At 51.7% G+C, this 11,766-nt stretch carries 13 protein-coding genes and 1 pseudogene; 13 read left to right on the top strand and 1 reads right to left on the bottom strand.

From position 1 onward, the window contains the following. Positions 1-229: 229 nt before the first annotated feature. Together ETEE_RS18610 and ETEE_RS18605 are read left to right on the top strand one after the other, a co-directional pair. Positions 230-595 (top strand): annotated as a pseudogene (locus ETEE_RS18610) (DUF968 domain-containing protein); the annotation flags it as partial. Between the two features lie 19 nt (positions 596-614). Further along, entirely contained in the window at positions 615-1,385 is a 771-nt protein-coding gene (locus tag ETEE_RS18605; protein ID WP_034165351.1) for an antitermination protein, read from the top strand. Positions 1,386-1,621: 236 nt separating this feature from the next. On the opposite strand, the gene ETEE_RS18600 is transcribed toward ETEE_RS18605, so the two are convergent. Next, positions 1,622-2,485 (bottom strand): NYN domain-containing protein, encoded by an 864-nt coding sequence (locus tag ETEE_RS18600; protein ID WP_034165306.1) that lies wholly within the window; start codon positions 2,483-2,485, stop codon positions 1,622-1,624. Positions 2,486-3,078: 593 nt separating this feature from the next. On the opposite strand from ETEE_RS18600, the gene ETEE_RS18595 reads away from it, so the two are divergent. The 11 genes from ETEE_RS18595 to ETEE_RS18545 all read left to right on the top strand — a co-directional run bounded on the left by ETEE_RS18595 (position 3,079) and on the right by ETEE_RS18545 (position 11,765). Further along, positions 3,079-3,399, top strand: a complete 321-nt coding sequence (locus ETEE_RS18595; RefSeq protein ID WP_034165307.1) for a phage holin, lambda family — start codon at positions 3,079-3,081, stop codon at positions 3,397-3,399. Positions 3,400-3,402: 3 nt separating this feature from the next. Further along, on the top strand, positions 3,403-3,879 hold the full coding sequence (locus ETEE_RS18590; protein ID WP_034165308.1) for a glycoside hydrolase family 24 protein: 477 nt from the start codon (positions 3,403-3,405) through the stop codon (positions 3,877-3,879). 11 nt (positions 3,880-3,890) lie between these two features. After that, positions 3,891-4,361, top strand: a complete 471-nt coding sequence (locus ETEE_RS22215; protein ID WP_034165353.1) for a lysis protein — start codon at positions 3,891-3,893, stop codon at positions 4,359-4,361. A 36-nt stretch (positions 4,362-4,397) separates the two neighbouring features. Next, entirely contained in the window at positions 4,398-4,598 is a 201-nt protein-coding gene (locus ETEE_RS18580; protein ID WP_034165310.1) for a hypothetical protein, read from the top strand. A 661-nt stretch (positions 4,599-5,259) separates the two neighbouring features. Next, positions 5,260-5,454, top strand: coding sequence for a hypothetical protein (locus ETEE_RS18575; protein WP_034165311.1), 195 nt, complete (start codon positions 5,260-5,262; stop codon positions 5,452-5,454). Positions 5,455-5,456: 2 nt separating this feature from the next. Further along, positions 5,457-6,095 (top strand): hypothetical protein, encoded by a 639-nt coding sequence (locus ETEE_RS18570; protein ID WP_034165312.1) that lies wholly within the window; start codon positions 5,457-5,459, stop codon positions 6,093-6,095. Between the two features lie 242 nt (positions 6,096-6,337). After that, on the top strand, positions 6,338-6,919 hold the full coding sequence (locus ETEE_RS18565) for a hypothetical protein (protein ID WP_034165313.1): 582 nt from the start codon (positions 6,338-6,340) through the stop codon (positions 6,917-6,919). After that, complete coding sequence (locus ETEE_RS18560) at positions 6,861-8,990, top strand: phage terminase large subunit family protein (RefSeq protein ID WP_034165314.1); 2,130 nt, start codon at positions 6,861-6,863, stop codon at positions 8,988-8,990. Before ETEE_RS18565 ends, ETEE_RS18560 begins: the two co-directional genes overlap by 59 nt. Before the next feature lie 8 nt (positions 8,991-8,998). Then, positions 8,999-9,262 (top strand): gpW family head-tail joining protein, encoded by a 264-nt coding sequence (gene gpW, locus ETEE_RS18555; RefSeq protein ID WP_034165315.1) that lies wholly within the window; start codon positions 8,999-9,001, stop codon positions 9,260-9,262. Continuing rightward, positions 9,262-10,899 carry a phage portal protein gene (locus tag ETEE_RS18550; protein WP_034165316.1) on the top strand — a complete coding sequence of 546 codons (1,638 nt, stop codon included), beginning with the start codon at positions 9,262-9,264 and terminating at the stop codon, positions 10,897-10,899. Before gpW ends, ETEE_RS18550 begins: the two co-directional genes overlap by 1 nt. Continuing rightward, positions 10,896-11,765 (top strand): S49 family peptidase, encoded by an 870-nt coding sequence (locus ETEE_RS18545; protein WP_034165318.1) that lies wholly within the window; start codon positions 10,896-10,898, stop codon positions 11,763-11,765. The genes ETEE_RS18550 and ETEE_RS18545 overlap by 4 nt, the downstream gene beginning before the upstream one ends. Position 11,766: the final 1 nt, after the last annotated feature.

Genomic DNA, 11,766 nt, shown 5'->3' with positions numbered 1-11,766 from the left:
CGGGCAGAAGAGTTGGTATCTCGCGGGCTGTATCGCCGAGCGCTTACTGAGCTGACCAGGGCGGCGGAATTTGCCGATGCGGCGCAGATAAGCAGGGTTGTGGTGCGCCGTAACGAACTATCGCGCCACGTGCGTTGTGCTCAGCGTGTCAGTGGTGATCCGCGTATGGATTACGACAACTGCGTGGGGGAGTCCTGTGAGCCTTAAATCAAACAGGGGGGCGGCCGTAGAGGCCGTTATCCCACAGCCGGTGATCAAGCTGGCGGCAGATGAGGCACCGGCGGCGGGGTTTATGCTGCGGCCTAAGTTTCAGCGCTGGGAGAGTGGTAAATACACGCGCTGGGTGAAGACACAGCCGTGCTGCGGGTGCGGAAACCCTGCCGATGACCCACATCACATCATCAATTCGGGGTTGGGATTGGGTGGCATAGGAACTAAAACGCATGATTTGTTTGTGATACCGCTGTGCCGGCGGTGCCATGACGAACTACATCGTGATATGAGTGGTTGGGAGCAGAGGAACGGCAGCCAGTTGGTGTTGTTGGTGCAATTCCTGAATCGGGTGCTGGGGATAGGTGCCATAGTGAAGGCGTAATGTGTGGAGAGCGCTGAACATGAATTTAGAGAATGCTGTGAAATTTTTTGCCCCAAAAACCCCGAGCTTGAGCGATGCGCCGAGAGCAACAGCAACAGATAGCCTTACGGGGACTGATGTTATGGCCGCTATGGGGATGTGCCAGAGTAGCGCAGAGTTTGGATTCTCCGCGTTTATGGGGAAGGTCGGCGTTAGTGTTGCAGATCGCGATCGTGCCGTGCAGCTATTGACGCAGTTTGGCATGAAGCAGTGTGACAAAGTGGCGGCTATTCGCAAACTCCCCCCTACTGTAAAGGCGAAAGTGATCGCCACCCTGGCGGCGTTTGCATACCGCGATTATTGCCGCTCAGCTGCAGGACAAGAGTTATGCGATTGCTGTAATGGCCATGGCATGATTTATCGGCAGGAGGATGTCGTTAAACACCCTGGGTACGGATCCACGTCCGCAAAGGTTGTCACAGAGCGAGTTGGCCGCATGTGCCGAAAGTGTGGTGGTAAGGGCGTCGTTTCCGCCGTATGTAATGATTGCCGTGGGCGTCGCGTCGCTATCGACCGGAAAGAGACCGAGCGTCAGGGGGTTCCGGTTCAGTGTTCATGTAAACGGTGTGGTGGTCGTGGGTATAGGCGACTTCCTGTGGCAAAGGCCTATCAAGCCATTAGCCACTACATCAATGGCCTGCCAGAGACGTCATGGCGTAATTCGTATAAGCCTCTGTATGAGAGGATGGTTGTGGAGTGTGATCGCCAAGAAACGATTGCTGACCAGCAACTGAAAAAAATCACCAGATAGGAATATGTGCTCTATTTCACAAAAGATAGCACAATGATATTGTATGTTGGCGTTTTTTGTGGAACCATGGCTCTAACGATGGGATATTTCACCCAAAGCCGTTGCAACACTGATTAAACCCGCCATTGAGCGGGTTTTTTGTTCGTAGTGCCGTAAACCTGGCTCTTTTAGAGCAGGGGGAGTATGTCAAACAATGAACTAGTTGATAGATGGTTTGACAAATCGGTAATCCCGGATTACTCCTGGGGATTTTCAGAGGTGCTAGCGCTCCTTTGTATATGTCGCTTAGTGGGTTTAATTCTTTTACCGCCATTGAGCTTTCTTTCTTTCCGTCTATCTATGTGCTCATCCCACCAATCAGGCTTTACTGATGGGACGATTCGGCAAATGTCTGCTATAGCAACAATGATATTGCTCGATTGAACTCCATCAACATGTTCGGCTAGTGAGGCTGGAACTTGTTGATGCATAGGGTCAAGTATGAAATCGACGCCTTTTATTCGAGCATGTTTAGCTGCTGGAACAAAATCGGCATCTCCTGCTATTAATACTATAACATCGACTAATTTTTCATGAGCAAGAATAGTTATATCCATGCCAAGTTTGATATCTACGGCCTTTTGTTTATATTCGTAGTAAAAATCATCATTGGTTAGATCAGACCATTGTACTTCATTTCGCAGCAGCTTTTTTAATATGTGTTCTTTAATCTGCCAATTACCTACATTAGAAAGAACACCCATGCGAAGAGCTGTTTTTCGCGTTTTTCTTAATTCTTCGTGGAGTTTTGTCCTCAAAATATTTGGCGCATGTGTTTTAAAATTTTTTGTCGCAGGAGTTTTATTCCCATCTGTAGGAAGAGGGTACTTTATCTGCTTATCAAGAGGGGGACAGTCATAATAATAAATTCGATAAAGCTCTAAAGCCTCTCGTTCAGGATGACCACCATGTGGAACTTCAACATGAAATCTGACAATACGCCAAATTATTTTTACAAGTTGTTGACTGTCAAGCTCATGATCGGGGAAATGCTTGCGTAGAAAGTAGTCGATACGGCGGATGAAGTAGCCACCATCAATTAAGACTGCTGTTTTCTTCATTAAAAATGCCCACAAAAAAAGCTCAGAACCGTTGAGTAGACCCTAAACATTATCTACGAACAGTGCTGAGCTGGTTCCGTAAATTTAGTCATTGACATTTCTTATGTCAATGGTTTTTGCACAGTAGGAATGTAAATTTTCCTCCATATCAATATATAGTGGTTGTTTGTTTCTTTGCATACTATATATAGAGACCCGTGCTTTGCTTGAAACATTATATCATGTTAACAATGACTACTTCGAGACTATCAATCAGATTCTGTATGGTTTTTACTAAAACCTAGTAGGTAGAACGATAGGTTTCGAAGAGGTACGCTGGAGTTATATCTTGTTTAACACCCACTACCAATGGTTGTTTGCTTACAATTTTTGAGCAACTACCACAGTTATCCCTAATCCTTGCCATGTGCGGGGCTTTTTCTTTTTAGCCCGTCGTAGAGCTGACACGCGATGAGATCGACGTCCTGAGATAAGCGCAGGGGGCTACCCTTTGACCCGCAGAACACGGGTTCATAACCCAATCCGGCCTTAGTACGGCTTCCGCCGCGCTGGAGCCCCTTATTCACGCCACCCGCGATCGGGAGGTGGAGACTATGAAAATGGACAAGACCCCGGATGTATGGGCAGCCCTCCTTGCGTGGTTTGCCGCGCATCGTAGCGAAATCGGGTACGCATCGCTGGCCAGTTTAATGACGTTGCTGCGTGGTGCATATACCGGCCGGCAGCCGTGGTGGCGGCGGATTATCGAAGCTGGGATGTGCGCGATATTCGCGTTTTACATCAAGGATGGCTTAACTCTGCTCGGTCTAGACCCTAACTGGGCGTCACTGGGCAGCGTCTTTATCGGGTTCCTTGGCGTCGATTTCATCCGACAGATCGCCGACAAGCGCGCCGGCATCCAGCGGCAGGAGTGATTTATGCAGAACGTTAATCCACAGCGTAGAGCCTTTCTCGATATGTTGGCGTGGTCAGAGGAAACGGATAACGGCCGACAGCCCACAAAAGACCACGGGTACGACGTTATTGTCGGTGGCTCCCTGTTTACTGATTACTCTGACCACCCGCGCAAACTCATCACGTTAAATCCCTCGTTAAAATCCACTGCCGCCGGCCGTTACCAGCTGTTGTCAAAATGGTGGGATGCTTATCGCGCGCAGCTTGGCCTGAAGGATTTCTCGCCTGCCAGTCAGGATGCCGTCGCACTTCAGCAGATCAAAGAGCGTGGCGCGCTACCGTTAATCGATAATGGCAATATTCGGCAGGCTATCGACCGTTGCAGTAACATCTGGGCCTCACTCCCTGGGGCCGGTTATGGCCAGTTTGAGCACAAGGCGGAGAGCCTGATCGCCAAGTTCAAAGAGGTAGGCGGTAAACTAAATGAGACTGCAGCATGATCGAAGTCGCTTTGTCTCTGCTCAAAAAGATCTGGCTGCCAGTGCTAATTGCTGTGGTGATTGGTGTACTGGCCTGGAGGGCTAACCACTACCGTAACAACGCCACCGAGTACAAGAAGCAGCGTGACGAGAAAATGCAAGCGCTTAGCCTGGCAAATGCCACTATCACCGATTTGCAGGCGCGCCAGCGCGATGTGGCGGCTCTCGATATCAAATACCAAAAGGAGCTGGCAGATGCCAAAGCTCAGAACGATGCTCTTCAGCGCAAGCTTGATAATGGTGGCCGGGTGCTCGTCAAAGCAAGGTGTTCAGTGCCAGCCTCGACCGAATCCTCCAGCACCACCCGCGTGGGCGATGCAACCACCGTCGAACTCTCTGACACTGCTGGACGAAATGTTCTCGGTATCCGATCCGGCATTGTCAGCGATCAAACAGCCCTGAGAACATTGCAGGAATACATCAATACTCAATGCTTGAAATGAGATATCATTCTACTTTTGGATTAAAAAGGAAGCAGAATGACTGACAGAGAGATAGCTCTTAATCAAGCACTGATCGCTGTTATTGGTGCCGTTCGTGAGAGTAGTGATGATTTTGATCGTATCGTTCAGCGGGCCGAGTCGCTGTTGATTGACAATTCCACTTATCGAATTGTAGAGCACCCTCATGTAAATAACGCTTTAACTGAAATTAAAAAAGCAGTTGAGTTCAAAAAGTAAAATAGGCCGCCTCCGGGCGGCTTTTTTAGCCCATCATAGATCAATGGTATTAACAGGTTGAGATCATCTTTGTGGGCTGCATATCAGAGTTATTACTTATGGATACTACGGTAGGCACCTGGATTAATGTGGGTGGTGTTAATGGAAAACTATCGGTTTAACAGCCATAAAAATACGGCGCAGTTCTGGAAAAATGGCATCTTGAAATATTGAGTCCCCAGTCAGTTATCTCATCCGTGTGGGGATTGAAGCTTAACGAAAAGGGTGCATTGCATCAAGCGGTGCATCTTGAGCGTAAAATCTGATAAACACCCGATCGCCGCATTTGCGGCTTTTTTTATTGTTCCTGTCAACTAGTTGGGATGGAAATAATGCTAATGTATATACACGTACGCGGACGGTATACATCCCGACGCCATTGCCAGCGTTGGTAACAGCAGCCTGGATCTTAACGTGAGTCTGCTGTCTTTGTTGGTGCAATGCAATGTGGATAAGGCCGGCATCCAGCAAATGGAGCAGGGTCGTTTATACCCTATAACGGATAAGTGAATTTTATCCCCCGCATGGGATAAAACGTATAAGCATTACAGCAGGTCTTCGATGAGGGCCTGCGATAATGCAACAGGGTCGCCATGTGCGGCCTTTTTTTCTGGAGGTATGTATGAAGAAGCCGTCACCGTTTCAATTCACGCGAGGGCGCCGCTGCAGCTATTGCGGCTCTAGAACGCACATCGTTCAATTCTGCCCGAAGACGCACGCTGGCATGGTTCGTATTGAGCAGCGTGCTGCGATGTTGCGGCAGAAAAAAGAAATGGAGGTGCGTGGTAATACCGCCGCGGAAACCAAAGGTCCATAGTCATGGCAACATTAAAGGATTTATCTGGGCAGCTTAATGCGCTACAGAAACAGATACCGTTTGCGATGGCTCAGGCGATGACGAAGGTTGTCCGTCAAATCGAATCGGCGCAGAGAACGGCTTTCGATCGCTATCTTGAAAACCCTACACCATTTACTGTGAAGTCAGTCGGATCTGTCGGTGCCAGAAAAAGTAATTTGCGTGCAAAAGTGTTTGTTCGTGATACCGCCGCTGGTTACCTCGAGCCATTCGAGTTTGGTGGAGACCATAAACTCAATAGCCAAGCTCTTTTGAACCCTAAGAACGTCAAGCTAAACAAGTACGGTAACATGCCGCGCAACAAGCTCCCTCAGCTGAAAGCAAAGGAAAATGTATTTGTCGGTGACGTAGGCGGTGTCAATGCCGTCTGGCAGCGCAGGAAGCCGATGAAGGCCAAGAAGAAACGGGCCAAGCGCTCCGCCAATGGGACCCGAAGACCTAAGCGTAAACAGCGCTCTCCGAAGCTTCTGATTCGGTTTGGCGATGCGCTACCGGTGACCCCTGTGCTGGGCTATATGGAACGCTCGCGAGCAATGGCGTCGGGTTTGCTGCCGGGCGCGATAAGCGCAGCCATTGCTGAAGCAATTCGAACAGCAAAATAGCCCCCAATATTTTTTGGGTCCTTCCTGTGACTTTTGTAAAGCACGGGCATTGCGCGCCGCGTTGTTTTCTTAGCTACAAGTTTTCAAATTTAGGTAACAGGTAACAGTTGCATTTTGTTACATGTTGAGTTTTGTCCTTGATTACAAAAAATATTCCCATCAGCTGGTTGTTACCCATGCTGTTACCTCTTCTGGTTGAGTAACAGTGTCAGGTAACAGATTAGGTTACAAGTGAGGTAACAATGAACCAGTCAGATTTTGCTCGGTTACATGGCGTTAGCCGCAAGACCGTCACGATGTGGAAAAGCCGGGGATGGCTGATCATGTCCGGCGATGATATCGATGTTGCCGCTTCAAATGCACAACTTGAAAAATATAGGAAGAGCGTTAACCGACCCGATAAACAGAAAACGTCTGTGCCAGAAAAAAAGAAAGCTGACCGGGTGTTACCTGCGCGGGGGCCGCCGAAAGAAAGTGACCTGTCATTGGAGGGGCTTGCGCGAGAATTCCTCTTCGAAAACGGTGCTGAGTTATCGCTGGATGAAGCGCGCCGAGTAAAGGAGAACTACCTGGCGTTATTGACAAAATTGGAGTTTCAGCAAAAAGACGGCCAGCTCATTGAGATGGCCGCCGCCGAGGAGGTTCTTTTCAACGCCTTTCGCCAACAGCGTGACGCCTGGCTCAACTGGCCATCCAGGGTGGCGCCTCTGATGGCTGCTGATCTGGATGTACCGGCGGACAGGATGACAGAGGTGCTGATTGAACATGTCCACAAACATATCTCAGTCCTCGGAGAGCCAGAGTTTAACCCGGCAGAAAATTGAGCGTCTTGAGCTGAGCGCCCGAAAAGGTTGGACACCGCCGCCGAGGATTAGCGTTCCTCAGTGGGCTGATGATTATCGCAAACTGGCGAAAGAGGCTGGAAGCACGTCGGGGAATTGGGAAACCTCTACTGTTGAGATCGCCCGAGGCCCGATGCTGGCAGCGACAGAATCGGGTGTCCACATAATTACGGTGATGTGCTGTACGCAGCTGATGAAAACGGCGCTTCTGGAAAATCTGTTCGGTTATTTTGCACATCTCGACCCCTGTCCGATACTGCTGCTGCAGCCGAAAGAGGAGGCTGCTGAGCAGTTCTCGAAGGAGCGTATCAGCCCACTGGTGAGGGTGACGCCAGCGCTGCGTAGAATCATCGGCGACTCAAAGCAGAAGAGCTCAAAAGAAACCATTCTCTATAAGGCGTTCACTGGTGGCTTTCTGGCGCTGGCGGGTGCCGGTAGCCCTGATAACCTTGCGCGCCGTCCTATTCGCGTTCTGCTGGCGGATGAAGTGGACAAGTATCCGATCACCCGTGAAGGCGATCCCATCGCACTGGCGGAAGAGCGAACGGCAACCTTTGGTCTTACCTGGCTGTCGGTTCGCGCCTGCTCGCCGACGGTGGAAGATGAAAGCCGGATTGCGGATAGTTACAACGATTCCGATCAGCGCCGGGCCTCGGTGGTATGCCCGCACTGCGGCCATCGTCAGTTTCCCGACTTTTTCAAGCATGTCCACTGGCCCAAAGATGGGGATAAGCATCTGACTAAATCAACCATGCTGTACTGTGAGTGCTGTGGGGCTGGTTGGTCGGAAGGGGAACGGTTAAGGGCATTACAAACCATCCGCTGGCATCAGACTCGACCGTTTGAGTGCTGTGGTGAGCGGCACTCCCCGTTGATGGAGTATGACCAGGCCTGGCGGAAGGAGGATGAGGGCAGCATTGAAAAAGTATGGATATGGTCGGAATCCGAACGCCATGCAGTATATCGCGCGATCTGCCCGGACTGCGGTCGAGACTCTGTCGATAACCATCATGCCGGGTATCAGGCATCCAAGCTCTTCAGCCCATGGCAGAAAGATAAGCCATCTGATATTGCTGAGAAATATCTCAAAGCAAAGGGAGATCCAGATAAAGAGCAGGCTTGGTGGAACACCCAGATGGGGCTGCCGCATAGGCCAAACCACGGCAAGCAGTTGCCGGTGGATATCCTGCTTGCCCGCCGGGAGGTTTTCCCGGCGAAAGTACCAGATGGGGTGGCCCTGCTCACTGCTGGCATTGACACCCAGGACGACCGCTTTGAAATTGAGGTCATTGGCTGGGGGAAAAATGAGGAATCCTGGTCCATTTCCCATGATGCCATTTATGGCGATCTGGAAACCGATGAGCCATGGCGACGACTTGATGCGTATCTGAAGCAGGTATGGCGCCGGAATGATGGTAGGGGGCTGACTATTATGGCGGCTTGCCACGACTCCGGTGGACACCATACCCAGAAGGTTTATGAGTTTGCGAAAGAACGCCTCCTGCGCCGTATCTGGGCCATCAAGGGAGAGTCAGCCCAAGGAGGGAAGCGTAACCCTGTATGGCCCACTAAGCGGCCATCATCGAAGAGCAAAGCTCAGTTCAGGCCAATAATTCTGGGGGTGAACGCCGCCAAGGATGTGATCCGCGGGCGGCTGCATATCGAACCACCTGCACCGGGCATGCCCGCTCCTGGGTATATGCATTTCCCAGACGATAGAGATATTGGTTATTTCAACCAACTGCTGGCGGAAAGGCTTGTATATAAGGTGGTTGCAGGCCAGCGATTCAGCGTGTGGGATCCTATACCCGGTCGGGCAAACGAAGCTCTTGACTGTCGGGTATATGGTTATGCAGCTCTTTGCGGGCTGATGCACATGGGTCTCAAACTTAACGTGCGCGCAGCAAACCTTGAAGCTAATCCAGATAAGTTCCTACCGGCATCTACCGTACCGGAAGAAAGTATCAGCTACGAATTGCCGGGAGCTGTTGCTGTTATTGAGGATCACACTCCAACCAAGCGTAAGCGATTATCAAAACTCCTGCCGCAATAAGGACAACTATGTTTAACCGGAACACCAGTCTGCTTGCTGGCGCGATGACTGATGAGCAGCTCAGGGCTGCGCTCGCCAAAGCCCAGCAAGCCTACATCGATTTAGCGACCGGGAGTCACGGTGTTTCATTCTCCTATTCCCAGGGAGATGGAACGCGATCCGTGTCCTACCAGCAAAGTACCTTGGCTGACCTGCTGGCGCTGATCCAGCTACTACAGGCTCAGCTGGGCATTATCTCGCGCCCGCGTAAACCAGCGAGGTTTCGATTCTGATGAACAAAGTACAGATACTGGGGCCAGACGGTCAGCCTGTACGCCCCGCGCGCCCATCTATGCTGGTAGGTAGCAGCCGCGTACCTTATGACGCGGCGGACTCGTTCAGTGACCAGTTGGCGAACTGGCAGCCAGCGCTTTGGTCGCCGGATAACGAAATCAACATCTACCGGGATCGGATTGTTTCCCGTGCGCGGGATCTGGTTCGTAACGATGGCTGGGCTAACGGTGCGGTGACCCGGCTGCTGGATAATGCTGTCGGCGCAAATTTTCGCCCTGTCATGAAACCGGATCACCGGGTGCTCAGAATGATGACCGGCAACGCTTCATTCGATGCTACGTGGGCTGAGGAATATGGTAAGGCGATGGAGGCACACTGGCGAACGTGGGCATATGACCCTGGGCGCTACTGTGATGCCGAGCGAAAGCTGACGGTGCCTCAGGTGCTGCGGCTGGCATTCCGCCATAAGTTAATCGATGGCGATGCGTTGCTGGTACTTCAGTACCGGACGGATCGATTAGGGCGCGGTCGTGGGCGCTATGCCACCACGGTGCAGGTTGTTGATCCTGATCGTCTTAGTAACCCGCAGCAGAATTTCGATATGCCGAATATTCGAGGCGGCGTAGAGATTGACGCTGACGGTGCGCCGGTGGCCTACCACATTCGTGAAGCACATATCGGTGACTGGTGGAGCGGTGCTAAAACCATGACTTGGCGGCGCATCCCGCGTGAGACTGAATGGGGGCGCCCGCACGTAGTTCATGATTTTGATCATGAACGTGGTGCTCAGCATCGTGGTAACGGCATCCTGACACCCGTTATTCAGCGTCTGAAAATGCTGGTTAAGTACGATCAGAGCGAGCTCGAGGCTGCCATTCTCAACGCTATTTTTGCAGCCTATATCGAATCGCCCTATGACCCGGCGATGGTGCAGTCGGCGATGGGTGAAACCTACGATGAGTCTGAGCTGGGGGTTTATCAGGATGGGCGTGTCGAATTTCACAGTGACCGGCGTCTGACGCTACAAAATGGCGCCCGCATGCCCATTTTATACCCCGGTGAAAAGATCACTACGGTCAATGCGGCGCGGCCCTACAGCAACTTTGAGGTGTTTGAATCTGCCGTGCTGCGTAATTTCTCCTCTGGCACCGGCTTATCGCCACAGCAGGTCACGCAGGATTGGTCTGATGTTAACTACAGCTCCGCGCGATCTTCGCTGCTGGAGGCCTGGAAGACACTGACCCGGCGGCGCGATGACTTTGCCATGGGAACCGCACAACCCGTGGTGACCGCTTTTGCTGAAGAGGTACATGACAATGAGGATTTACCTCTGCCTGCCGGTGCACCGGATTTTGTCGACGCCAGAGCTGCTTATTCCCGTGCTCGCTGGATGGGACCAGGCCGCGGCTGGGTGGATCCGGTTGCAGAGAAGAAAGGCGCCATTCTGGGTCTAGATGCCGGACTTTCCACCCTCGAAATTGAGGTGGGTGAGAACGTAGGTGAGGACTGGGAAGAGGTGCTCGATCAGCGCCAGCGTGAAATTGATGCCTGCAAGAAACGCGGCCTGCCGTTACCAAGTTGGGCGCAGGCTGATGTATTTGCGCCTGAAACGATTAAAGATCCGGAGGAAAAGTGAATCTACCTCATCTTGCCCAGCGGTTGTTTAACACGCCGTTAGCCCTTCACCCGAATAAAGCCGATGTCATTATGGCGGCCGTTATGGATCGCTTCGGAATCACTCGGATCGAAACCTCGCTGGTGATGGAGGATGACGATGGGTACGGCTACGACGACACCCGAGGGCGGGAAACCCGGAGCGACCTAGGTTATGACAATGTAGCCGGCATTGCGGTGATTTCCATCTGCGGAACCCTGGTCCAAAAGCTCGGCAGCCTGCGGCCATACAGTGGCATGACGGGTTACGATGGTATTCGCCAGGCGTTTTTGTCCGCACTCGCCGACCCGGATGTGAAGGGTATCTGCCTGGATATCGACTCACCTGGGGGAGAGGTGGCAGGGTGTTTCGACCTGGTGGACGAAATCTACAATGCCCGCGGTAAAAAGCCGATTCATGCCATTCTGACAGAGAATGCCTATTCAGCAGCGTACGCGATTGCCAGTGCCGCTGACCGGATTTCGGTTCCCCGCACTGGCGGCGTGGGGTCGGTGGGCGTAATCACCATGCACCTTGACTGGACGCAGCGTATTAAAGATGACGGCCTGAAGGTCACTATCGTTACTTTCGGTAGCCGGAAAGCGGAGGGCTCTCCATATCGTGAGCTGTCAGAAGATGCGTTAGCGGCTATTCAGCATGATATCAACACCATGGGGGAACTGTTCGTTAATACCGTTGCTCGCAACCGCGGGATCAGTGCAAAGATCATCAAAAACACGCAGGCCGCCTGTTTTATGGCTGTCGATGGTGTGGAGCTTGGACTGGCGGATGAGGTATGCCCTCCTGATGCTGCGTTCAGACATTTACTTCAAGTAACAGGAGATTGAG

Origin of the sequence: Edwardsiella anguillarum ET080813, from assembly GCF_000264765.2 — a bacterium.
Taxonomy (GTDB): domain Bacteria; phylum Pseudomonadota; class Gammaproteobacteria; order Enterobacterales; family Enterobacteriaceae; genus Edwardsiella; species Edwardsiella anguillarum.
The sequence above is the reverse complement of the archived record's forward strand: the minus strand, read 5'-3'. Positions and strand labels throughout refer to the sequence as shown.

Bases quoted from the DNA above. Each gene is read 5' to 3' on its own strand.
- ETEE_RS18605 (WP_034165351.1), top strand. From the start codon at position 615: ATGAATTTAGAGAATGCTGTGAAATTTTTTGCCCCAAAAACCCCGAGC.
- ETEE_RS18600 (WP_034165306.1), bottom strand. From the start codon at position 2,485: ATGAAGAAAACAGCAGTCTTAATTGATGGTGGCTACTTCATCCGCCGT.
- ETEE_RS18595 (WP_034165307.1), top strand. From the start codon at position 3,079: ATGAAAATGGACAAGACCCCGGATGTATGGGCAGCCCTCCTTGCGTGG.
- ETEE_RS18590 (WP_034165308.1), top strand. From the start codon at position 3,403: ATGCAGAACGTTAATCCACAGCGTAGAGCCTTTCTCGATATGTTGGCG.
- ETEE_RS18580 (WP_034165310.1), top strand. From the start codon at position 4,398: ATGACTGACAGAGAGATAGCTCTTAATCAAGCACTGATCGCTGTTATT.
- ETEE_RS18575 (WP_034165311.1), top strand. From the start codon at position 5,260: ATGAAGAAGCCGTCACCGTTTCAATTCACGCGAGGGCGCCGCTGCAGC.
- ETEE_RS18570 (WP_034165312.1), top strand. From the start codon at position 5,457: ATGGCAACATTAAAGGATTTATCTGGGCAGCTTAATGCGCTACAGAAA.
- ETEE_RS18565 (WP_034165313.1), top strand. From the start codon at position 6,338: ATGAACCAGTCAGATTTTGCTCGGTTACATGGCGTTAGCCGCAAGACC.
- ETEE_RS18560 (WP_034165314.1), top strand. From the start codon at position 6,861: ATGTCCACAAACATATCTCAGTCCTCGGAGAGCCAGAGTTTAACCCGG.
- gpW (WP_034165315.1), top strand. From the start codon at position 8,999: ATGTTTAACCGGAACACCAGTCTGCTTGCTGGCGCGATGACTGATGAG.
- ETEE_RS18550 (WP_034165316.1), top strand. From the start codon at position 9,262: ATGAACAAAGTACAGATACTGGGGCCAGACGGTCAGCCTGTACGCCCC.